Source organism: Curtobacterium sp. ZW137, from assembly GCF_003762905.1.
Taxonomy (GTDB): domain Bacteria; phylum Actinomycetota; class Actinomycetes; order Actinomycetales; family Microbacteriaceae; genus Curtobacterium.
This window is the reverse complement of the sequence record NZ_RJKS01000003.1, coordinates 129,928-150,386: the sequence shown is the minus strand read 5'-3', so window position 1 is coordinate 150,386 and position 20,459 is coordinate 129,928. Positions and strand designations below refer to the sequence as shown.

21 protein-coding genes are annotated in these 20,459 nt (G+C 72.6%); 7 read left to right on the top strand and 14 right to left on the bottom strand.

What is annotated here, in order from left to right:
* Positions 1-20: 20 nt before the first annotated feature.
* Together EDF55_RS10285 and EDF55_RS10280 are read right to left on the bottom strand one after the other, a co-directional pair.
* A complete protein-coding gene (locus tag EDF55_RS10285) occupies positions 21-800 on the bottom strand; it encodes a DNA-formamidopyrimidine glycosylase family protein (RefSeq protein ID WP_123654875.1) in 780 nt (259 codons plus the stop codon).
* The gene (locus EDF55_RS10280) at positions 793-5,475 is read right to left on the bottom strand and encodes an ATP-dependent helicase (protein ID WP_123654874.1); all 4,683 of its coding nucleotides are present in this window, start codon (positions 5,473-5,475) and stop codon (positions 793-795) included. Before EDF55_RS10280 ends, EDF55_RS10285 begins: the two co-directional genes overlap by 8 nt.
* A 174-nt stretch (positions 5,476-5,649) precedes the next feature.
* On the opposite strand from EDF55_RS10280, the gene EDF55_RS10275 reads away from it, so the two are divergent.
* Positions 5,650-6,333: a PadR family transcriptional regulator gene (locus EDF55_RS10275; RefSeq protein WP_123654873.1), complete on the top strand. Its 684-nt coding sequence runs from the start codon at positions 5,650-5,652 to the stop codon at positions 6,331-6,333.
* Positions 6,334-6,413: 80 nt separating this feature from the next.
* On the opposite strand, the gene EDF55_RS10270 is transcribed toward EDF55_RS10275, so the two are convergent.
* Complete coding sequence (locus EDF55_RS10270) at positions 6,414-7,031, bottom strand: alpha/beta hydrolase (protein ID WP_123654872.1); 618 nt, start codon at positions 7,029-7,031, stop codon at positions 6,414-6,416.
* Positions 7,032-7,116: 85 nt separating this feature from the next.
* Here EDF55_RS10270 and EDF55_RS10265 point away from each other — a divergent pair, with 85 nt between their 5' ends.
* Positions 7,117-7,659, top strand: coding sequence for an NUDIX hydrolase family protein (locus EDF55_RS10265; RefSeq protein WP_123654871.1), 543 nt, complete (start codon positions 7,117-7,119; stop codon positions 7,657-7,659).
* 223 nt (positions 7,660-7,882) lie between these two features.
* Here the strand turns inward: EDF55_RS10265 and EDF55_RS10260 are convergent, their stop codons facing one another.
* Together EDF55_RS10260 and EDF55_RS10255 are read right to left on the bottom strand one after the other, a co-directional pair.
* Positions 7,883-8,083 (bottom strand): CsbD family protein, encoded by a 201-nt coding sequence (locus EDF55_RS10260; protein ID WP_123654870.1) that lies wholly within the window; start codon positions 8,081-8,083, stop codon positions 7,883-7,885.
* Between the two features lie 124 nt (positions 8,084-8,207).
* Entirely contained in the window at positions 8,208-9,800 is a 1,593-nt protein-coding gene (locus EDF55_RS10255) for a DEAD/DEAH box helicase (protein ID WP_123654869.1), read from the bottom strand.
* A gap of 343 nt (positions 9,801-10,143) precedes the next feature.
* Here EDF55_RS10255 and EDF55_RS10250 point away from each other — a divergent pair, with 343 nt between their 5' ends.
* Positions 10,144-11,010, top strand: a complete 867-nt coding sequence (locus EDF55_RS10250) for an endo alpha-1,4 polygalactosaminidase (protein WP_123654868.1) — start codon at positions 10,144-10,146, stop codon at positions 11,008-11,010.
* 43 nt (positions 11,011-11,053) lie between these two features.
* On the opposite strand, the gene EDF55_RS10245 is transcribed toward EDF55_RS10250, so the two are convergent.
* The 3 genes from EDF55_RS10245 to EDF55_RS10235 all read right to left on the bottom strand — a co-directional run bounded on the left by EDF55_RS10245 (position 11,054) and on the right by EDF55_RS10235 (position 12,656).
* Positions 11,054-11,440: a GntR family transcriptional regulator gene (locus EDF55_RS10245; protein WP_123654867.1), complete on the bottom strand. Its 387-nt coding sequence runs from the start codon at positions 11,438-11,440 to the stop codon at positions 11,054-11,056.
* A 10-nt stretch (positions 11,441-11,450) separates the two neighbouring features.
* Entirely contained in the window at positions 11,451-12,020 is a 570-nt protein-coding gene (locus EDF55_RS10240; protein WP_123655419.1) for a DUF1684 domain-containing protein, read from the bottom strand.
* Positions 12,021-12,179: 159 nt separating this feature from the next.
* Positions 12,180-12,656, bottom strand: coding sequence for a hypothetical protein (locus EDF55_RS10235; protein WP_123654866.1), 477 nt, complete (start codon positions 12,654-12,656; stop codon positions 12,180-12,182).
* Positions 12,657-12,729: 73 nt separating this feature from the next.
* Between EDF55_RS10235 and EDF55_RS10230 the strand changes: the two genes are divergently transcribed.
* Positions 12,730-13,512, top strand: a complete 783-nt coding sequence (locus EDF55_RS10230) for a carbonic anhydrase (RefSeq protein ID WP_185017307.1) — start codon at positions 12,730-12,732, stop codon at positions 13,510-13,512.
* Positions 13,513-13,549: 37 nt separating this feature from the next.
* Here EDF55_RS10230 and EDF55_RS10225 read toward each other — a convergent pair whose 3' ends face one another.
* On the bottom strand, positions 13,550-14,182 hold the full coding sequence (locus tag EDF55_RS10225) for a GNAT family N-acetyltransferase (protein ID WP_123654864.1): 633 nt from the start codon (positions 14,180-14,182) through the stop codon (positions 13,550-13,552).
* 95 nt (positions 14,183-14,277) lie between these two features.
* Between EDF55_RS10225 and EDF55_RS10220 the strand changes: the two genes are divergently transcribed.
* Both EDF55_RS10220 and EDF55_RS10215 read left to right on the top strand, forming a co-directional pair.
* The gene (locus EDF55_RS10220; protein WP_123654863.1) at positions 14,278-14,886 is read left to right on the top strand and encodes a hypothetical protein; all 609 of its coding nucleotides are present in this window, start codon (positions 14,278-14,280) and stop codon (positions 14,884-14,886) included.
* 46 nt (positions 14,887-14,932) lie between these two features.
* On the top strand, positions 14,933-15,235 hold the full coding sequence (locus EDF55_RS10215; RefSeq protein ID WP_123654862.1) for a DUF427 domain-containing protein: 303 nt from the start codon (positions 14,933-14,935) through the stop codon (positions 15,233-15,235).
* A gap of 231 nt (positions 15,236-15,466) precedes the next feature.
* On the opposite strand, the gene EDF55_RS10210 is transcribed toward EDF55_RS10215, so the two are convergent.
* Positions 15,467-16,723, bottom strand: coding sequence for an Nramp family divalent metal transporter (locus tag EDF55_RS10210; protein WP_123654861.1), 1,257 nt, complete (start codon positions 16,721-16,723; stop codon positions 15,467-15,469).
* Between the two features lie 123 nt (positions 16,724-16,846).
* Between EDF55_RS10210 and EDF55_RS10205 the strand changes: the two genes are divergently transcribed.
* Positions 16,847-17,410 (top strand): hypothetical protein, encoded by a 564-nt coding sequence (locus EDF55_RS10205; protein WP_123654860.1) that lies wholly within the window; start codon positions 16,847-16,849, stop codon positions 17,408-17,410.
* Between the two features lie 87 nt (positions 17,411-17,497).
* On the opposite strand, the gene EDF55_RS10200 is transcribed toward EDF55_RS10205, so the two are convergent.
* The 4 genes from EDF55_RS10200 to EDF55_RS10185 all read right to left on the bottom strand — a co-directional run bounded on the left by EDF55_RS10200 (position 17,498) and on the right by EDF55_RS10185 (position 20,390).
* Positions 17,498-18,193: a CGNR zinc finger domain-containing protein gene (locus tag EDF55_RS10200; RefSeq protein WP_123654859.1), complete on the bottom strand. Its 696-nt coding sequence runs from the start codon at positions 18,191-18,193 to the stop codon at positions 17,498-17,500.
* Positions 18,194-18,267: 74 nt separating this feature from the next.
* Positions 18,268-18,771, bottom strand: coding sequence for a SprT-like domain-containing protein (locus tag EDF55_RS10195; protein WP_123654858.1), 504 nt, complete (start codon positions 18,769-18,771; stop codon positions 18,268-18,270).
* Positions 18,768-19,637 (bottom strand): hypothetical protein, encoded by an 870-nt coding sequence (locus EDF55_RS10190; RefSeq protein WP_123654857.1) that lies wholly within the window; start codon positions 19,635-19,637, stop codon positions 18,768-18,770. Before EDF55_RS10190 ends, EDF55_RS10195 begins: the two co-directional genes overlap by 4 nt.
* A gap of 96 nt (positions 19,638-19,733) precedes the next feature.
* Positions 19,734-20,390, bottom strand: coding sequence for a DUF4064 domain-containing protein (locus EDF55_RS10185; protein ID WP_123654856.1), 657 nt, complete (start codon positions 20,388-20,390; stop codon positions 19,734-19,736).
* Positions 20,391-20,459 lie beyond the last annotated feature (69 nt).

Here is a 20,459-nt window from a genome sequence, read left to right as displayed (position 1 = left end):
ACACTGCCAGCGCGCGGCGGTCAGGACTGGCAGCGCGGGCACCAGTACGTGTCGCGGAGGGTGAGCTCGGAGTCGCCGAGCTCGCCCGCCCGGATCGGCGTCCGGCACCGCAGGCAGGGCTTCCCCCGCCGGTTGTAGACCCAGAAGCGGGACCCCGGACGGTCGACGCCCGTGGTCACCCGGGCGCTGCGGTCCCGGTTCGCCAGGATCAGCCGGTGGGCGAGGGCGATCATCCGCGGGATGTCCTGGACCTCGCCGACCGGCCGCGTCGGCAGCACCCCGCGGAGGAAGCAGAGCTCGTTCCGGTACACGTTCCCGAGCCCCGCGAGGACGCGCTGGTCGAGCAGCGCGAGCCCGACCGGCCGCGCGGGGTCCGCCGTCAGGTTCGCCTCGGCCACGGAAGCATCCCAGTCGGGCCCGAGCAGGTCCGGACCGAGGTACCCGACGATCTCCGACTCCTCGTCGCGCGGGACGACCTCGAGGACCCCGAGGGCGAAACCGACCGTCGACACGTCCGACGCGTCGAGGACCGCGCGGGCCTGGTGGGCGGGGCGTCGCCACCGGTCACCCGGGGCGTAGACGTCCCACCGCCCCTCCATCTTGAGGTGCGAGTGCACGGTGAGGTCACCGATGCGGTGCAGGATGTGCTTGCCGCGCGGGACGACCTCGTCGACGGTGCGTCCGACGAGGTCGAGCGTCGCGAAAGCGGGCACCCGGAAGTCGCTCCGGGTGAGGACCTTGCCGGCCAGTGCGGTGTGCAGCCGGTGCGCGGCTCGGTAGACGGTGTCGCCCTCAGGCACGCAGCCGCACCCCCTGCGGCGTCGCGGTGAACCCGGCGGCGCGCAGCGCTGCACCGAACGGGGACTCGAGCACGAACACGCCGTTCACCCGTTCGACGGAGAGCTTCCCGAGGCCGCTCCGAACCGTGGCGGCGATCGAGGTCGCGGCGGCGGCGAGGTCGGCGGGGTCCTCGGTGAACGTCAGCACGGACTTGCCGCCGCGTTCGACGTAGACCCCGAGCTCCCCGTCGATGAGCACGACGAGCGCCCCGGCCTTGCGACCGGGCCGGTGTCCCCGCGACTTCGCCCCTTCGACCGGAGGTGCGTCGGGGTCGACGGCGTCCGTCGGCCACGGCAGCGCCGCCCCGTACGGGTTCGCCGGGTCCGTCGCCGCGAGCGTCAGGACCTCTCTCGCGCGGTCCGGGTTCGCCCGCTCGTCGTCGTCGAGGTCCCGCGCGTAGGTCCGGAGCCGGTCGATCGTCGGCGAGGTCGCGAACTGCGCCGCTCCGAGTCCTTCGATGAAGTACCCGCGGCGCGCACGACCGGATTCCTCGAACCGGGCGAGCACGCGGTACACACCGGCGAAGCCGCCCCGGACGCCCTCGACCTGCACGGCGCCGCGGGTGACGATGCCGTACCGCTCGAGCAGCTGCTCCGCGGTCGCGGCGGCCCGCACCGTGGCGTCGGCCTCGGCCAGCGGCAGGAGCGACCACCGCCCGCCGACGCTCGGTGGACCGGACTGCGTCGGGAGGGTCGGACGGCGACGCCCGCGGTACGCGCGGGTTCGGGGCGCCGCACTCGAGCGGGCCTTGCCGCCGAGCATCGACCGGAGCGGTGCGAAGGTGTCGTTGGTGATCTGCCCGGCCCACACGAGGTCCCACAGCGCGGTCGTCAGTGCCTGGTCGTCGGTGCTGCCCACGGCTTGGCCGAGCTGCCGGAAGAAGTACGCTCCGCCGCCGGCCAGGGCGCCGAGCACGTCCCGCTGGAGCTCGGTGGTCTCGTCGCCCGCCGGTTCCGCGAGGGTGGTCGGCGCGGTGTCGGCCAGGTGCAGCCGGACCCAGCCGTCGTTGCCGGGCAGCGTGCCGCCGCCGGACCACAGGACTTCCCCGGTGGCGGTGAGCTCGTCGAGCATGTTCGGTGCGTAGTCGGAGACCCGGGCGGGCAGCACGAGCGTCTCCCAGGCACTGGCGGGCAGTGCGACACCGGCGAGCTGGTCGATGACCTGCAGCACGCCGTCGATGCCGCGCAGTCCGCCGCGGGTGCCGGGCACGGTGACGTGCTGCCACGCGGGCAGGAAGCGGGCGAGGGTGTCCGGCGAGACCGGTTCGACCTCGTGGCGGAGTGCCGCGAGCGACCGGGTGCGGATGCGCCGGAGCACCTCGGCGTCGCACCACTCGGCGCCCTGGCGGTCCGGGCGGAACTCGCCCTCGACCAGGCGACGGTCGGCGACGAGTCGGCGCAGGGTGTCCTGCACGACGGCGATGCCGAGGCCCAGCCGGGATGCGGCGTCCTGCGCGGCGAAGGGTCCGTGTGACCGGGCGTACCGGCCGACCAGGTCGCCGAGGGGATCGGCGACGGGCTCGATGAACGCGGTGGGCACGCCGATCGGCAGCGGCACCCCGAGGGCGTCACGAAGTCGGGCGGCGTCCTCGATCACGGCCCACCGGGTCGCTCCGGCGTGCGAGAAGGACAGCACCCGGCGGTCGCGTTCGAGTGACTCGAGCGTCGTCCGAACCGTGTCGCGTGCGGCATCGCGATCCGTGGCGTCAGCCAGCCAGCTGCGGTCGACGGCTTCGTCGAGGTCGAGCGCACCGACCAGCCGGAACACGTCGACCAGTCCCTCGGTGTCCCGGGCACGACGGTCGGGGGAGAGCCGCTGCAGGTCCTGTTCGGTCGAGGCGATGACGGCGGGGTCGAGGAGTTCCCGGAGTTCGGCCCGGCCGAGCAGCTCCCCGAGGAGCGTCGAGTCGAGCGAGAGCGCGGCCGCACGGCGCTCGGCGAGCGGGGAGTCGCCCTCGTACATGAAGGCGGCGACGTACCCGAAGAGCAGCGACCGGGCGAAGGGGGACGGCTGCTCGGTCTCGGTCTCGACGAGCCGGATCTTCCGTCGGGCGATCTCGTCCGCGATGCCGAGCAGGGACGGCACGTCGTACACGTCCTGCAGCACTTCGCGCACCGTCTCGAGCACGATCGGGAAGCTCGGGTACTTCTGCGCGACCTCGAGCAGCTGCGAGGCACGCTGCCGCTGCTGCCAGAGCGGGGAGCGCCGGCCCGGGTCGCGCCGGGGGAGCAGGAGCGCACGGGCCGCGCACTCGCGGAAGCGTGCGGCGAACAGCGCGGAGCCGCCGACCTCGTCGGTGACGAGCGCTTCGAGGTCGTCCCGCTCGAACACGAACAGGTCCGCACCGGGCGGTTCGGCGTCGGTTTCGGGGATCCGCACCACGATGCCGTCGTCCGCGGCCATGGCGTCTCCGTCGATCCCGTGCCGTTCCCGCAGTCGTGCCGCGACCGCGAGGGCCCACGGCGCGTGCACCTGCATGCCGTACGGGGAGTGCAGGATCAGCCGCCAGTCGCCGAGCTCGTCGCGGAACCGCTCGACGACGAGCGTGGTGTCGTTCGGCACGTGTCCGGTGGTCTCGCGCTGCTCGCGGAGGAACGTCAGCAGGTTCGTGACCGCTCGTTCGTCCAGGCCACCGGCGGCGACCCGTGCGCGGGCATCGGCGTCGGAGGCGCCCTCGACCTCCCTGATGAACGCACCCGTGGCGCGGCCGAGTTCGGCGGGCCGACCGATGCCGTCGCCCTTCCAGAACGGCACCCGGCCCGGCTGCCCGAACGCCGGGCTGACGATGACCCGGTCGTGGGTGATCTCCTCGATGCGCCAACTGGTGGCCCCGAGCGCGAAGACGTCCCCGACGCGGGACTCGTAGACCATCTCCTCGTCGAGCTCACCGACACGGGACGCCCGCTCGCCGACCATGAACACGCCGAACATGCCGCGGTCCGGGATGGTCCCACCGCTGGTCACCGCGAGCCGCTGCGCACCCGGGCGGCCGGTCAGGGTGCCGTGCACCCGGTCCCACACCAGACGCGGGCGGAGCTCGGCGAACTCGTCGCTCGGGTAGCGCCCGGTGATGAGGTCGAGCGTTGCCTCGAACGCCGAGCGGGGCAGCCCGCTGAACGGCGCGCTCCGCCGGACGAGCTCGAACCAGTGCTCGACGTCGAGGGTGTCGACCGCGCCGGCAGCGACGGTGTGCTGGGCGAGGACGTCGAGCGGGTTCGCGGGGACCGAGATCGACTCGATCTGCCCGGACACCATGCGCTCGACGGTGACGGCGCTGTGCACGAGGTCGGCCCGGTGCTTCGGGAAGAGCACCCCGCGGGAGATCTCGCCGACCTGGTGCCCGGCGCGACCGACCCGCTGCAACCCGCTGGCGACGGACGGCGGTGCCTCGACCTGGACGACGAGGTCGACCTCGCCCATGTCGATGCCGAGCTCGAGCGAACTCGTCGCGACGACGCACCGCAGGCGTCCGGACTTCAGGTCGTCCTCGATGATGGCGCGCTGGTCCTTCGAGACGGACCCGTGGTGCGCCCGCGCCAGGACGGGCAGGGAGCCGGCGGTCTGTCCCGATGCTCCGATCATCTCCGCGGGGGGTCGAGACGGCGCGGGGGCGTGCGCCGAGGCCCGCGCGGGCGACTGCGGCCGCGCCGAAGGCAGCCCGACGTCGGCCGGCACCACCCCGGCGGGGACGAGCGAGTCGGCGGCTGCCGTCACCCGTTCCTCGTGGATCTCGTTGAGCCGGGCGGTCAGCCGTTCTGCCAACCGCCGGGAGTTCGCGAACACGATCGTCGACCGGTGTTCTTCGATGAGGTCGACCACGCGTTCTTCGACGTGCGGCCAGATCGACCCGTTCGACGGCGCATCGGACGCGTCGGCCCCGACCGGGGGTGCGCCGAGTTCGGACATGTCGTCGACGGGCACGACCACGCGGAGGTCGAACGTCTTCTGTGCGGGCGGGGCGATGATCTCCACCGGCGCACGCCCACCGAGGAACCGCGCCACTTCTTCCGCCGGGCGGACGGTCGCGGACAGCCCGATGCGCTGCACGGGCTTCTCGAGCAGGTCGTCGAGGCGTTCGAGCGACACGGCGAGGTGCGCCCCGCGCTTCGTCGACGCGACCGCGTGGACCTCGTCGATGATGACGGTGTCGACGTTCACGAGGGTCTCCCGCGCTCGCGACGTGAGCATCAGGTAGAGCGACTCCGGCGTCGTGATGAGGATGTCCGGCGGCAGCCGCAGCAGCTTCTGCCGGTCGGACGACGGGGTGTCACCACTCCGGACGCCGACCGTGACGTCCGGCGGTTCGAGGCCCAGGCGGCGCGCGGTCTGCGTGATGCCGACGAGCGGACTCCGGAGGTTGCGTTCCACGTCGACGCCGAGCGCCTTCAGCGGCGAGACGTAGAGCACCCGCGTCCGCTGCTTCGCGGGTGGGTGGTCGGTCGAGCTGATGAGCCGGTCGATGGACCAGAGGAACGAGGCCAGCGTCTTGCCGGAACCGGTCGGTGCGACCACGAGCGCGTGCCGTCCGGTCGAGATGGCGTCCCAGGCGCCGGACTGCGCCGCAGTGGGAGCGGAGAAGGCGCCGCGGAACCACTCGGCGGTGGCCGGGGAGAAGCGCTCGAGGACGTCCGTCATGGTCCGCCCCATCCTGCCCGCGACCCCCGACAACGAGCCCAACGGAGGACATGGTTGACAAACCGATAGTTACCGATCTATCGTTAACCCATCGCGATACGAACGGAACAGTTCGTTCGAGTCCTCCGGGACATCGCGAGCCAACTTCGAACACCATCTCAGGAAGGAGTCATCATGCGCCCCATCGATGACTACGACAACACCAGCAACGACGACCACGGCCGACGCGACCAGCGCGGCTTCGGACCGCGCGGTCCCCGCTTCGGCGGCGCGCGGCAGCACCACGGCGGCTTCCCCGGCCGCGACCGCGGTGACCACGGCGGACGCGGCGGCTTCGGCCCCGGGTTCGGCGGACGCGGGGGCTTCGGCCCCGGCATGGGATTCGGACCCGGCTTCGGCGGCCCCGGCTTCGGCCGTGAGCGTCGCCGTCGCGGTGACGTCCGCCTCGCGATCCTCGGTCTCCTGGCCGAAGGACCGCAGAACGGCTACGCGATCATCAAGACGATCGCCGAGCGCACCGGCGGTGCCTGGAAGCCGAGCCCCGGCTCGGTCTACCCGACGCTCCAGCAGCTCGTCGACGAAGACCTCGTCGTCTCGACCGGTGACGGCCGCAAGACGCTCTTCGAGCTCACCGACGCCGGCAAGGCCGAGGCGGAGTCCAAGGCGGACGAGATCGCCGCGGCGTGGGAGTCCACGCCGGGCGTCCCGGACGCACAGCGCGAGTTCATCGAGTCGCTCCGGAAGACCATGGGCGTCCTGCACATGTACCGGACCAGTGCGACGGAGGAGCAGACCAAGGCTGCAGCCGCCAAGGTCGACCAGCTCCGCAAGGACCTGCTGCAGATCCTCGCCGACTAGCGCGCAACACCACACGGACGGGAGGCACGGTGCCAGCTGGCACCGTGCCTCCCGTCCGTCGTCCGGTCGCGCCCAGGGCGTCAGTCGCCGATGAAGGCGGCCACGTCCGCCAGCTCGGCCGCCGACACCGCGTGCGGCAGCCCCTCGTAGGTGCGGTCGGTCACGTCGGTGTTCGCCGCTGCCCACGCGGCCGTCCTCGCGGTCGCCTCGCCCGGGATGACCGGGTCGAGGTCCCCGTGGCCGAGGAACACGCGGGGCCGCACGGCTGCGACGGCCTCGTCACGCGAGTCGGTCACGCCGGGCACCACGAACCCGGACAGCGACACCGCGAACGCGAAGCCCGACGGCCGTGCCCGCAGCAGCTGCAACGCCATCGACCCGCCCTGGGAGAACCCGAGGAGCCCGATGCGCGGGTGATCGGCGCCGACGGAGTCGATCCAGTCGAGGACACCGGCGACGCTGGTGTCAACCGGCTCGAGCGCGGGGGACCCCGGCGTCCCGAGCGGGTACCAGCTGAACCCACCGCCCCACGGCATCGGTGCCCGGAGCGATGCGACGGTCCATGCGGGCGGCAGCGCGGGCGCGAGCCCGAGGAGGTCCTGCTCGTTCGACCCCACCCCATGCAGCGCGACGAGCAGCGGCGTGCCGGCGCGGTCGGCCTCGGGGCGGGTCCAGCGGACGACGTCGGCATCGATCATGCAGCCGACAGTAGTTGACGCATCAACCATCCCCAACCCCGCGCCCTTCCACCACGTTCGCCCGTGCGGCTGGTAGACACGGTGCATGGCCTCGTTGCGCACCCCTGACCCCGACTCCGGCTGGCTGTCCGACGACGAGCTCGCGATGGTCCGCCGTCGCCTGCCGATCTGCTACGTCGAGGCGATCCCGGTCCGCACGGACGGCCTCGGCGTCGTGACCGAGGTCGGTGTGCTGCTCCGCGTCGCGCCGAGCGGCTCGATCGCCCGAACGCTCGTCTCCGGTCGGGTGATGTTCGGCGAGTCGATCCGCACCGCGCTGTTCCGGCACCTCGAGAAGGACCTCGGACCGATGGCGTTCCCGCAGCTGCCCTCGAACCCGGCGCCCTTCACGGTGGCCGAGTACTTCCCGCTGCCCGGCGCCTCCGTGTACACCGACGAGCGGCAGCACGCGATCTCCCTGGCGTACGTCGTCCCGGTCACGGGGACGTGCGAGCCGCGCCAGGACGCCCTCGAACTCACGTGGATGAGCCCGATGGAAGCCGCCTCGGTCGCCGTCTCCGAGGAGATGGAGGGCGGCCGCGGAGCGCTCATGCGCGCCGGACTCGCCTCCGTCGGCGCCCTGCTCTAGCGCCGCCCGCCCCGCCCGCCGCGCCCGCCCGGCGCGAATCGGACCCGCACAACGCAAACCGGCTCGCACCACGATCGTCCGTGGTGCGAGCCGGTTTCCGTTGTGCCGCGCCGGCCGGCACCACGGCGCGCGAGCGGCCACAGCGCCCCGAACGCGACGAAGCCCCCGGTTCCCTCTGGGACCCGGGGGCTTCGCAGTGCGGCCTGGACGGCCGACTTGGGTCTTACTTGTTGTCCTTGAAGCTGTCGGCGACGCCGTGAGCGGCGTCCTTGACGTCAGTCGCGCCCTGCTTGGCCGAGGCCTTGGCCTGGTCGGTCTGACCTTCGGCCTTCAGACGGTCGTTGTTCGTCACGTTCCCGGCAGCTTCCTTGGCCTTGCCGGCTGCCTTCTCGGCAGCGTTCTTGATGTCATCGATGCCAGCCATAGGCAATTCCTTCCGTCTGCGGACAGGTCTCCGGTGATCGCTCTCGCGTCCTCCGGTGCACCAGAAGGTACCCGCCGACGTTCGCACGCTCGCAGCGCGCGTCAAGGTTGGCCCGGGCGGCAGGTCAGCGCGCGGAGCCGGCCGGACGCGAGGCGCGACGCGAGCCGCCACCGCCGCGACGGTTGCCACCGGACTCCGAACCGGAGCTGCGGCCGGCGGCGTAGCCACCGTCGGACGACCAGACCGGAGCCGAGCCGCCACGGACGCCGTCGCTCGAAGCGCGACGGCTGCCGCCGGAACGGCGCTGCCCACCGGTCGAGGCGGCGCCGGCCTCGGCGGTACGACCGCCGCGACGCCCTGCACCCGAGCCGCTCGGAGCCGAGCCGGACTGCGCGGCCGGAGCCGAGCCTCCCGATCGGCCGCCGCGACCACGCGCACGGCCGCGGCCGCCCGTGGAGTCGGACGAGGACGACGACGCGGACTGCTGGCGACGCGGCTGCTGCTGCTGGACCGGGGCCTCGGCCACGTGGCGGATCGGCGCGATCTCGCCGACGAGCTGCGCGACCGGCGCCGAGTTCGGCGTGACCTGCTGCGGCGTGACCTTGATCGCGGCCTTGCGCATCATCTGCGCGACGTCGCGACGCTCGGCCGGCATGACGACCGTGACGACGTCACCCGACGAACCGGCACGGGCGGTACGGCCCGAACGGTGCAGGTACGCCTTGTGCTCGGTCGGCGGGTCGACGTGCACGACGAGCTCGACGTTGTCGACGTGCACGCCACGGGCGGCGACATCGGTCGCGACGAGGACCAGGGCCTCACCGGCGGAGAACTTCGCGAGGTTGCGCTCACGGGCGCCCTGCGACAGGTTGCCCTGCAGGTCGACCGCGGGGATGCCCTGCGAGGAGAGCTGCTTCGCGAGGCGCTTGGCGTGGTGCTTCGTGCGCATGAAGAGGATGCGGCGACCGGTGCCCGAGGCGAGCGTGCGGACGAGGTCCTTCTTCGCGTCGGCGTCGGCGACCTCGAACACGTGGTGGGTCATCGCCTCGACGGGGCTGGACTCGTCGTCGACGGAGTGCATGACCGGGTTGTGCAGGAACTTCTTGACGAGCTTGTCCACGCCGTTGTCGAGCGTGGCGGAGAACAGGAGGCGCTGCCCCTGCTCCGGCGTCGCCTGCATGATCTTCGTGACACCGGGCAGGAAGCCCATGTCGGCCATGTGGTCGGCCTCGTCGAGGACGGTGACCTCGATCGCGTCGAGCTGCACGTGGCCCTGCTGCATGAGGTCGGCGAGGCGACCGGGGCAGGCGACGACGACGTCGACGCCACCGCGGAGCGCGTCGACCTGGCGGCCCTGCGAGACGCCGCCGAAGATCGTCGTGGTGGTGAGGCCCATCGCCTTGGCGAGGGGGGCGAGCGTCGCGTCGATCTGGGTCGCGAGCTCGCGGGTCGGTGCGAGGACCAGGGCGCGGGGGCGACCGGCGCGGCGCTTCCGCGGGTTCGCGGCGAGGCGGGCGGCAAGGGGGATCGCGAACGCGATGGTCTTGCCGGAACCGGTGCGGCCGCGGCCGAGCACGTCCTTGCCCTTGAGGGAGTCGGGGAGGGTGTCCGCCTGGATCGGGAAGGCGTTCTCCTTGCCCTGGCCGACGAGGACGTCGACCATCGGGGCGGGAACGCCGAGATCTGCGAAGCGGATGTCTTCGGTGAGGTTGGTCATCATGACCTTTCGGGCCGTTGCCGGCCGTGGTGCGCGCTCGGATCAGCGCGCGGGCGGGAGCATGTCCGCGGCCGGTGTCCGCTCCTGGGAGCGGGCGAGCCTGCTCGGGAGCAGGCACGGCGGTGCGGGCACTGTCGCCGCAGCAGAGAGCCTGGCACCGGTTCCCCGACCCGGACGGGTTCCGGGGGGAGGGTGGTGCGCGATACGCATCGGTCGAAATCGACCGGGAGGTTTCGGGGGCGTCCGTACGACGCACGAGGCGATCGGCGCCTCGAGTACGTCCAGCATAGCGGTTGGACCCCTCCACGGGGAAGGGCGCCGACTCCGTGCGAGGATCACGGGCATGCGTGCTCGGTCCCTCGTCCTCGGTTCCGTGCTCGTCGTGGGCGCCCTGCTGCTGTCCGGATGCGCAGCGGGCGCCGGCAGCGGCGTGGGCAGCGATGCCGGGAGCGACGCCGACGGCGACGTCGGCCACGGCTACACGAACCTGCCGACCTCGGGCATCCCCGACTACCAGCTCGGCGGCGCGTACCGACCCGCGGACGGCGTGACGATCGTCGAGCGCGACAGCACCGCCCACCCGGCCTCGGGCAGGTACTCGATCTGCTACGTCAACGGGTTCCAGACACAGCCCGAGGACGCGGCCATGTGGAAGGAGCGGTACCCGGACGCGATCCTCCGGAACGACAACGGGAAGCCCGTGTCGGACCCGGGCTGGCCGGACGAGATGCTCCTCGACACGTCGAGCGCGAGCGCACGGGCCTCGATCGTGCACGTCCTGACGCGGTCGATCGCCCGGTGCGGCGACCGCGGGTTCGACGCGGTCGAGTTCGACAACCTGGACTCGTGGACGCGCTCGCACGGGGCGCTGACGCGAGCGGGCAACCTGGCGCTGGCGAAGTCCCTGGTGGACGTCGCGCACGAGCACGGGCTCGCGGCCGGGCAGAAGAACACCCCGCAGCTCGGATCGGCGGGCAAGCGCGACACCGGCTTCGACTTCGTCGTGGCCGAGGAGTGCATGACGTACGACGAGTGCGGTGCGTACACGAAGGCCTACGGGCAGCGGGTGATCGACGTCGAGTACTCCGACGACTCCGACGGTTCGTGGTCCGATGTCTGCGCCTCGGACAGCCGACCGGCGATGACGATCCTGCGCGACCGCGACCTGGTCGCCCGCGGGAGCGAGGCGTACGTCTTCGAGCACTGCTGAGACGGCGCCGGACCGCTCCGCGACGCGGCGACGGCCCGGTCCGCTACGCGGGCCAGGCGTCCCGCAGGGCCGTCGCGGTCTGGTCCGGGGACAGCCCGGCCGCCTTCGCCTCGGCGATGAGGGAGCGGACCGCGTCGGCCACGGCGTCCGGCACCGCCGCGGGTCGCACGACACGGGTGCCGGCACCACGAGCGGTGTGCACCAGCCCGGTCTCCTCGAGCACCGTGTACGCCTTCGCGACCGTCCCGGCAGCGAGTCCCAGTTCCTCGGCGAGCGAGCGCACGCTCGGCAGCCGCTGCCCGTCGACCAGGTAGCCCGCCGTGATCTGCGCCGCGATCTGCGAGCGCACCTGTTCGAAGGGCGGGATCCGTCCACCGGCGTCGATCGCCACGAGTCCGGTCGTCGTCCCGGTGCCGGTCTTGGAAGACATCGTGTCCGCCCTAGAAGTCGTACTGCTCGCCGACGGGGATCGCCACCGGCACGGTGTTGCCCGGAGGCGCGAGCGGGCACGCCCACGCCGGGTCGTACGCGCACGAGGGGTTGTACGCGAAGTTGAAGTCGAGCACGATCTCCCCGTCGTCACCGCCGAGGTCCGCGCCCTTGATCGTGTCGAGCAGGTAGCGACCGCCGCCGTAGGTCCCGCGGGCCTTCCCGGCGCTGGCGTCCTTCACCGGGACGAACACGCCGCCCGCGTAGCCGCCGTGCGACCACACGTCGAGGGTGCCGATGCCCGGCAGGCTGACGACCCCGAGCCGGTCGAAGTGCACGATGCCGTCGGTGCCGGTCTCGACGTCGAGCACCTGTTCCTCGGCGGGTTCGATGCGGGCACGGAAGCGCCAGTCCGGGTCGTACGCGGGCACCGGGAGCTCCTCGAAGTCCACGGCGTCCTCGTCGAGGAGGGGGCTGGCCGGGTGCTCGGCGAACATCGCGTCGCGGGTCTCGCGCCACATCGCGTGCGCGGTCTCCGGGTCGGGGGTGGCCCGGACACGGCGGTAGAGGTCGAACGTCATCCGACGCCAGTCCACGGTCGCCAGCGTGCGGTGCACACGGTCGTCGGTCGTCGGCTCCTCGGGGCGCGTCTGGCTCACGTGGTCGAGGCTACGCCCGCTGCGCGGCGGACGGGAGGCTCATCTCGCCCCGATCGTGCGTGTCCCGCCCGGCGCACCCCGTCAGGCCGGGGGCCAGGTGGGCGACTGCTGCCGCATCCGGAGCGCCCGCCACTGCCAGATCACCCACATGCCCGGCCAGAGCGCGACGCCGAGGACCGCGGGTGTCATCCGGTAGTCGAGCCGGTCGACGAGCAGCGTCCTGCCGTCCGGGAGCTCCGTCGCCGCCATCCGGTGCCGCATCGCCATCCGGGCGAAGAGGCCGCTCGTGCCGCCGCCGTTGTCGCGCTGCACGGGGACGCCGTCCACCTCGTAGCGGTCGATGTCCACGTGACTGGCCCCGCTCGGGACCACGCCGAAGGCGCTCGCCGCGATCGGGTGCGGCTCGCCCGGCGTCCAGCGGTCGGGGAAGCCCGACGGGTCGAGCGACCGGTACACCAGGAACGGCTTCGTCACCCCGACCATCACCGCCGGAGCCATCAGGGCGTCGCGGACGGCGTCCACCGGGGCATCGAGGACGAGACGGAGACCGACGTGCATGCGGCGGACGCTACCCCTCGCCTGCGGTTCGACCGCAGGTATTTCACATATCAAGCCTGCGACGCTGCACAGCATGACCCCTTCGAGCCTGAGCGTCCGCCGATTCCCCCTCCTCGCAGCACCCGCCGTGCTGCTCGTCCTCGCCGGGTGCGCTGGCACGCCCACCGCGGATGCGGCGCACGATGGTGACGCCGGGACCGCATGGTCCTACGACGGTGCCGGGTCACCCGAACACTGGGGCGCGCTGTCCGACGAGTACGACGTGTGCTCCACCGGCACCGAGCAGTCGCCCGTGGACCTGCCGGCGCCGACGAAGGGTGCCCCGCTCGACCTCGTCGCCGGCGCGCCCGCGAAGGGCCTCACCGCGGACAACGGCCACACCGTGCAGTTCACGGCGGACGACGGCGCGACGACGCGGATCGGCGGCGAGGACCTGCACCTCGTGCAGATGCACTTCCACGCCGGGTCCGAGCACACCGTCCGGGGGGAGGCCGCTGACGCCGAGTTCCACTTCGTGCACGCCGACGGGAAGGGTGCCCTGACGGTGGTGGGTGTCCTCGCCGAGCAGGGTGCGCACAACGCGGCGTACGACAGCTACGTCGCCGGAGCGACCGCCGGCGCCGGCCGCGCGAGCACCGTCGACATCGGGGCGATGCTGCCCGAGGGGCGCTCCCACCACGCCTACTCCGGGTCCCTCACGACGCCGCCCTGCACCGAGGGCGTGCAGTGGATCGTGCTCGAGGACACGGTCGAGCTCGGTGCCGACCAGCTCGCTGACCTCGAGGCCGCGCACGTCGAGAACGCCCGCCCCGTGCAGCCGCTCGGCGACCGGACGGTCGAACACGAACTGCGCTGACGAGGGATCAGGCGTGTCGGGGTCAGGCGTGCCGGTGTCAGGCGTGCCGGGCGGAACGGCGGCGGGAGCCCTCGGCGCGGTCGTGACGTCGGAGCCGCTCGGCCAGGGAGAGCCGGACCGTCGGCCACTCCGCCGCCGTGATCGAGAAGACCACGGTGTCGCGGAGGGTGCCGTCCCGGCCGATCTGGTGGCTCCGCAGGACACCGTCCTGCTTCGCCCCGAGGCCGGCGATCGCCGCGCGCGACTGCTGGTTGTGCCAGTGCGTCCGGAACTCCACCGCGATGCACTGCCAGACGTCGAACGCCTGCGAGAGCATCAGCAGCTTCGACTCGGTGTTGATGCCGGAGCGCTGCGCCGACTTCGCGAGGAAGGTCGATCCGATCTCGACCCGGCGGTTCCCGGTGTCGATGGCCATGAACGTCGTCGAGCCGACCACGCGCCCGGTCGGCCGGTCACGCACCGCGAAGGGCACCATCCGGCCCGCTTCCTGTTCCGCGAGACGGCGGTCGATCTCGGCGTCGACCTGCGCCGGTGCCGGGATCGAGGAGTACCAGGTGCGCCACAGATCGCCGTCCGCGACCGCCACCCGGAGGTCGTCCGCGTGCTCGTGGCCGAGGGGCTCGAGCGTGACGCGGTCACCGGTCAGGGTCGGTGCGGGGGCGATCTCCATGGGAGTCGATCGTACTGGCGGTCCGAGTGCCGATCGGCGGTCAGCGGGCCCCCTGTGGAAAGGGACAGGTCCTCCACAGCGGTTATCGTGACGGAGTGCGTGAACGAGGCCAGCAGCAGTACCAGGTCCGCTTCGGATGGGGCGTCGCCGGAGCCCACCGCGTCGCGATCGGAGCGCACCTCGTCGTCTGGGTCGACGTGCTGCCCGCGGGTGCCGGAGGCGACCACGCCGCCGACCACCGCGCCGTCGCCCGGCAACTCCCCGCGGGCGCGGAGGTGGTGGCGGGCCACCTCGCCAACGCGGCGGCGGTCGCGGAACGGGTGACGAGCCTCCAGGCCGATCGTGGCGACCGGTGCGTCGTCGCGGTCATCGCTGCCGGGACGCACCACGCGCACTCTGGCGAGGACGTGGCCGAAGCCGCAGGCGAGTCCGCCGACGTGCCGGACGCACCCGACTTCGCGGTCGAGGACCTGCTCGGTGCCGGCGCCGTCATCGACGCGCTGTCCGCCGTCGGGATCGACCACTCCTCGCCCGAGGCAGCTGCCGCCTGCGCCGCCTACACCGGGCTCCGGCGTGCCGTGAAGCACCTCGTCACCGCGTCCGAGGCAGCACGGGAGCTCGGCCCGGAGCGCGCCAACGCGGCGCTCGCCGTGGGGCCGGAGCTCGTCACGATCCGGCCCGGGGAACACAGCGCCCGCGCGTAGCGTTCCGACCGGCAGGGCAGACCGCCCACCAACGAAGGAGCGCACCATGAAGGCAGTCGCTGGCGACACCGTCATCGCAGAGGCATCCGAGGACGACCTCATCAAGATCGAGGGCAACTGGTACTTCCCGCCGTCGAGCGTGAACACCGAGTACTTCACCGAGACCGACACGCAGTACCACTGCCCGTGGAAGGGCGACACCCAGTACTTCACGGTGACCGCGGACGGGCAGACGCTCACCGATGCCGCGTGGTCGTACCCCACGCCGATCCCGTCGTCGTTCGACCGTGTCGGCAAGGACTACAGCGGCTACGTCGCGTTCTGGAAGGGCGTCCGCGTCGTCGAGTAGCCGGTGCGCTCGCGCCCACACGTGACGTCGCGCGTTCGTGGCGTCGTGGCGTTCGTGACGTTCGTGACGTCGTGCGGTTCCTGCCGGCGTCGCACAACCATGACCGGCTCGAACCGCGGATTCCCGTGGTGCGAGCCGGATTCGGTTGTGCGACGCCGAATCGCATCGCACGCGCCGAGGGGACCTGCGCGCGCGCCGCGGGGCGTGCGAGCGCGCGGTGCGTGCTGACGCTCAGGTCGTGAGCGTCAGCACGACCAGCGCGACGTTCAGCGCGACGATGACCGTCGCGATCACCCACGCCACCACCCGGGTCCCGAGTGCGTTGACGTCCGCGCCCATCACGCTCCGCCGCGACGTGTAGGTCACGAGCGGGATGATCGCGAAGGCGATCCCGAAGCTCAGCACCACCTGGCTCACGACGAGCAGCATCGTGGCGTCCGCGTCCAGCGCGAGCAGCACGATCGCCGGCACGAGCGTCACGATGCGCCGCACGAGCAGCGGCACCCGCACGTGCAGCAGGCCGTGCATGATCTCCGCGCCGGCCATGCAGCCCACCGACGTGGAGGCCAGTCCGGACGCCAGCAGCCCGACGGCGAACAGCACGCCCACCACCGGCCCGACGTGCGTCGCGATCGCCGCCTGCGCTCCCGGGATGGAGTCCGTCCCCGGCACACCGGGCAGCGTCGCCGCCGCGAGCACGAGCATGCAGACGTTCACCCCGCCGGCCACGATGAGCGCGAGCGCCACGTCCCACCGCGTCATCACGAGCACCCGGCGCCGATCCGGTCCGGCCGGGGTGTCTCCGTGCCGGTCCCGTGCGAGCGCCGAGTGCAGGTAGACCGCGTGCGGCATCACCGTGGCGCCGAGCATCGACGCCGCGAGCATCACCGACTCGGAGCCCTCGAAGCGCGGCACCAGGCCCGACACGAGCTCGCCGGGGGAGACCTGCGCGAAGAGCAGCCCCGCGCAGAAGCCGATCGTCAGGATCGCGAGCATCGCGGTGACGACGACCTCGAACGTGCGAGCACCCCGCCGGTTCTGCAGCACGAGGATCGCCATCGACACCACGCCCGTGATGAGCCCGCCCGCGACGAGGGGCAGCCCGAACAGCAGGTGCAGGGCGAGCGCGCCGCCGATCACCTCGGCGATGTCGGTCGCTGCGGCCACGACCTCCGCCTGCGCCCAGAACAGCAGCCGGGGTGTGCGCCGCATCCGCATGCCGAGCAGTTCCGGCAGGGACTTCCCGGTGACGATCCCGAGCTTGGCGGAGAGGTACTGGACCACCACGGCGCTGGCGTTCGCGGCGACCAGGACCCACAGCAGCAGGTAGCCGTACTTCGCCCCGGCGGTGAGGTTCGCGGCCACGTTGCCGGGGTCGACGTACGCGATGGCGGCGACGAACGCGGGGCCGAGGAGCGTCAGGCTCGCCGCGCGCTTCCGCGGAGCATCGCCGGTGGGGGCGAGGCGCGGGGTGGCGGTGTCGGTCATGGCACCAGCATGCCAGAGGATTCGGCGTCCCGAATTCAGGAATTCGGTGCGATCTGTCCCCGGCTGACGCGAGGTTGTGTCGACGATGTGCTCGGAAGCGCCCGGGTCCGTACCGTGGCGACCATGCAGGGGACGAGACGACGACAGATCGGCGCTGGCGTGCTCGCCATCGCCGCCGCCGCGACGCTCACCGGGTGCGCGCAGGGTGGCCACGACATGGGCGACCGGGTGACGACGAAGCTCAACGGCTCCGCGTTCCACGGCCAGCTGGCGATCCAGGCGACGAAGGTCGAACGGGTGACCTCGGACGCGATGGACCAGTTCGGGCTGAGCTCGAAGGGCGACGACGCGTACCTGGCGCACTTCACCGTGCAGCGGGTCAGCGGCACGTTCGACACCGACGCCGTCGGCGACCTGACGAACGACGCCTGGGGGCTCCGGGCGGACGACCGGCTGCAGGCGGGGCCGTCACTCGACGCGAGCGACCGGAACGACGTCCTGCAGGATGCGTGCCCGTTCGAGCGGAAGGCCATCGCCGAGGCGCTCACCGGGAACGGGACCGCGGACGTCTGCGCGGTGCTGCTCGCACCGTCCGGCAGCACCGTCGACGCCGTCAGCTACATGCGTGCGGCGCCGGTCGACGAGGCGCCCGAGGGTGACTCGACGATCACCTGGCGTTCGTCCTAGGCGCGGGCGGGCGGGTGCGGCTCCGGTGGACTCGGGTGCGGGCGCTGCCCCTGCCGGCAGCGCGCCGGTGAGGCGGTAGCGCTTCGCTCAGGCGGCCGCGCGGCGGGCGCGGTGCGCCCGGACCTTCGCCCGGTTCCCGCACCGCTGCATCGCGCACCACCGGCGCGTGCCACCGCGGGACGAGTCGTAGAACACCAGCCCGCAGTCCGGCGCGGAGCACCGGCTGAGCCGGGTCGGGCGGCCGTCGGCCTCGACGTCGTCGAACCCGACTTCGGTGAAGAGGGCGACCGCGTCGCGCGCGACGCTCGAGAGCGCCTGTGCGAGCCGCACACGGTTCGCTCCGGCCCGACGACGGCCACCCGGGAGGCTCGGGGGCACGTCCGGCAGGGCGGCGAACAGGTTGACGGTGTCGATGTCGTCGGGCGCGGGGCGCGTGCGGCCGGTCCCGGCGCGCAGGCCCGCCGCCACCGCGGTGCGCTCCGCGGCCGTCGACGCGGGCGCCGGTGCCGCGGCCACGGCGAGCCGGCCGATCGCGGCGCGGAGCTCGCGGGCGTCCTGCAGTTCGCGGGCGGTCGCACCGAGGTCGATCGGTTCGGTGTGGTCACTGAGCCACTCGTCGAGGTCTGCCGGGGTCATCAGGAGCTCACCGAGCTGCGCGCGCGGACGCCCACCGTGGGGATCGTCGGCGAAGCCGCCGGTGTGCGCGAAGTCGAGGGCGATCCGACCGGCGTCGAAGAACCACGACGACCCCGAGTCCGTGCGGATGTGCTGCCCCGTGTGCATCCGGCCAGGCTAACGGGTCACACGCGGGTCGTGCTGCCGGGATCCGACGGGGTGCATCGGGCCGGGCTGACGGGTCACACGCCAGCCATGGTCCCCGGCTTCGCGCCCCGGCCGGAGGGTGCGGGATCGGTCCGGCGGCTCCACGCGATGAGGTTCCGCTCGTCGAAGCGCCGGGAGCACTTCGCGCAGGCCAGGGGCCTGGTGGGCGTGCGGTAGCGGTAGTGCTCGTGTCCGGCCGGGCACGCACCGACCCACGGTGCGAGCTCGCTGGCGATCGGCCCGTCGTGCAGCCGCGAGCCGGTGTACCCGATCGACGCCGCGGTCCGCCGCCACTTCGGCCCGTGCCCGGCCCGTGCACCGCTCATCGCGTGGGCGATCTCGTGCAGGAGCACCTGGTCGACGTCCTCGTCGGAGAACCGTGCCGCGAGGTGCCGGCTCACCGTGATCCGCCGCTTCGCGAAGTCGCACTGCCCGGCGCGCGTCTTGGCGTGGTCGAAGGCGAACGCCCACGTGCCCGCGCCGAGGTGTGTGCGCATGAGTTCGTCGGCCCGTGACCGGACGAGGTCGAGCGAGGTCACCGGTCGCGGTCGGTGGGACGGGTCCGGTCGGCTCGGTCGGTCAGCTTGCCCCACAGGGTGTCCGCTTCGGTGCGGGCCGCGTCGGGCGCTCCGAGCACCCGGCGGCGGACGGGCGGGATCTCCTTGACCGGCTCCGCGACGCGGGTGGCCGGGTCGGTCTCCCGACGCATCGCGGCTTCGCGGGCGGTGCGGGGACGGTCCTCGGCTGCGGGGGCCTCGTCACGCCGTGCGCCGTCGGCACGGTCACGCTCGGGAGCGGCGGCCGGCCGGGCGATCGAGGCGCGCATGGCGGCCTCGACCGCGGTGCGGAGCGCGTCCGTGCGTTCGGCAGGTGCGCCGGCCGCGCGGAACGCCTCGTAGGAACGGCCGAGGACCTCACGCGCCTCGTCGAACCGGGAGAGCTCGAACAGGGACCAGCCCTCGATCTCGGCGGCGGCACCCTCGAGCTCCGGCCACTCCTCGGTGGTCGCCGTGTCCCGTGCCAGTGCGGCTTCGGTCGCGGCACGTTCGTAGCGGCCGAGGTCGTGCAGGACGTGGGCTCGGCGGACACGGGCAGCGACCTTGTCGGCCCGTTCACCCGTGAACATCGTCAGGCGGAAGACCTCTTCCGCCAGGACCAGTGCCTCGTCGAGCCGTCCGAGCAGGCGCAGGAGCTCGGCCCGCTCGGCGAGCGCGTCCGTGCTGCGACTCTGGCCGAGGTCGCGGAGGCGGTCCTGGATCACCTGCACGTCGACGGCGGGACGCAGGCTGATCGGCGCGAAGGTGCTGCCGGGGCTGACGCCCGCGGTGACGGGAGCCGCGTGACGCGGTTCCCGGGCGCGGTCGTCCCGGTCGTTGTGCTGGCGGTCGTCGGGCGGGAGGGACATCAGGGTCGAGGGTATCCGCGGTCACCCGGGAGCGGCTGGTGCCACACGCCGATCACGTGACGTCGTCCTCGGACCGACTGCCTCCGAGTGCCTGCGTCAGGACGCCGCACCGGAGGAGGAGACAGCGATGCCGATGTAGACGGAGAACGCGACGAGTGCGGCGACGACGCCGAGGATCAGCGCGAAGACACCCCAACCGCGGCCACGCTTCGTGGCGATCGCGACGATGCCCTGCACGATGCCCCACAGTCCGAAGAGCGTGCCGATCCACATGAACACCGAACCCGCTGCGAGCTGGCCGGCGTTCGAGCCGTTCATCAGCGAGTCCTGGAGCTGCTGCTGGTCGGCGCTCGAGGCGCCGCCGCTGTCGATGACGTCGCGCAGTGCACCGCTGGCGCCGAGCGCGGTGCCCAGCAGGTAGCCGCCGACGATGCCGACGATGAGTGCGACGACGGAGGCGAAGAACGCGATGACGCCGACGGTCTTCTTCTTCGCCTTCGGCTCGTCGTAGCTCTGCCACGCGGGGCTGGCGGAGGACGCCTGTGCGGCGGCGGAGGACTGCTGGGGCTGCCCGTACTGCTGGGGCTGCTGCCCGTACTGCGGTGCCTGTTCGCCGTACTGCGGTGCCGACGCGGGGGTGATGCGCTCGCCGTAGCGGGGCGCGTCCTGGTTCGCCGGCTGCTGCGGTTCGCCCCAGCTCGGTGCCTGGCCGTCGGCCGTCCGGTCGTCGTTGCTCCGGTCGTCGTTCGTCATGAGGGCATCCTCGTCTCGTCGGTCGCGCGCCTGCGCGGTCGTGCAGCACCCATCCTGGCAGCGCCACCC

Bases quoted from the DNA above. Each gene is read 5' to 3' on its own strand.
- EDF55_RS10205 (WP_123654860.1), top strand. From the start codon at position 16,847: ATGCAGGGGACGAGACGACGACAGATCGGCGCTGGCGTGCTCGCCATC.
- EDF55_RS10190 (WP_123654857.1), bottom strand. From the start codon at position 19,637: ATGTCCCTCCCGCCCGACGACCGCCAGCACAACGACCGGGACGACCGC.
- EDF55_RS10240 (WP_123655419.1), bottom strand. From the start codon at position 12,020: ATGACGTTCGACCTCTACCGCCGTGTCCGGGCCACCCCCGACCCGGAG.
- EDF55_RS10270 (WP_123654872.1), bottom strand. From the start codon at position 7,031: ATGATCGATGCCGACGTCGTCCGCTGGACCCGCCCCGAGGCCGACCGC.
- EDF55_RS10265 (WP_123654871.1), top strand. From the start codon at position 7,117: ATGGCCTCGTTGCGCACCCCTGACCCCGACTCCGGCTGGCTGTCCGAC.
- EDF55_RS10275 (WP_123654873.1), top strand. From the start codon at position 5,650: ATGCGCCCCATCGATGACTACGACAACACCAGCAACGACGACCACGGC.
- EDF55_RS10280 (WP_123654874.1), bottom strand. From the start codon at position 5,475: ATGACGGACGTCCTCGAGCGCTTCTCCCCGGCCACCGCCGAGTGGTTC.
- EDF55_RS10215 (WP_123654862.1), top strand. From the start codon at position 14,933: ATGAAGGCAGTCGCTGGCGACACCGTCATCGCAGAGGCATCCGAGGAC.
- EDF55_RS10185 (WP_123654856.1), bottom strand. From the start codon at position 20,390: ATGACGAACGACGACCGGAGCAACGACGACCGGACGGCCGACGGCCAG.
- EDF55_RS10200 (WP_123654859.1), bottom strand. From the start codon at position 18,193: ATGCACACGGGGCAGCACATCCGCACGGACTCGGGGTCGTCGTGGTTC.
- EDF55_RS10210 (WP_123654861.1), bottom strand. From the start codon at position 16,723: ATGACCGACACCGCCACCCCGCGCCTCGCCCCCACCGGCGATGCTCCG.
- EDF55_RS10230 (WP_185017307.1), top strand. From the start codon at position 12,730: ATGACCCCTTCGAGCCTGAGCGTCCGCCGATTCCCCCTCCTCGCAGCA.
- EDF55_RS10245 (WP_123654867.1), bottom strand. From the start codon at position 11,440: ATGTCTTCCAAGACCGGCACCGGGACGACGACCGGACTCGTGGCGATC.
- EDF55_RS10225 (WP_123654864.1), bottom strand. From the start codon at position 14,182: ATGGAGATCGCCCCCGCACCGACCCTGACCGGTGACCGCGTCACGCTC.
- EDF55_RS10255 (WP_123654869.1), bottom strand. From the start codon at position 9,800: ATGACCAACCTCACCGAAGACATCCGCTTCGCAGATCTCGGCGTTCCC.
- EDF55_RS10260 (WP_123654870.1), bottom strand. From the start codon at position 8,083: ATGGCTGGCATCGATGACATCAAGAACGCTGCCGAGAAGGCAGCCGGC.
- EDF55_RS10250 (WP_123654868.1), top strand. From the start codon at position 10,144: ATGCGTGCTCGGTCCCTCGTCCTCGGTTCCGTGCTCGTCGTGGGCGCC.
- EDF55_RS10235 (WP_123654866.1), bottom strand. From the start codon at position 12,656: ATGCACGTCGGTCTCCGTCTCGTCCTCGATGCCCCGGTGGACGCCGTC.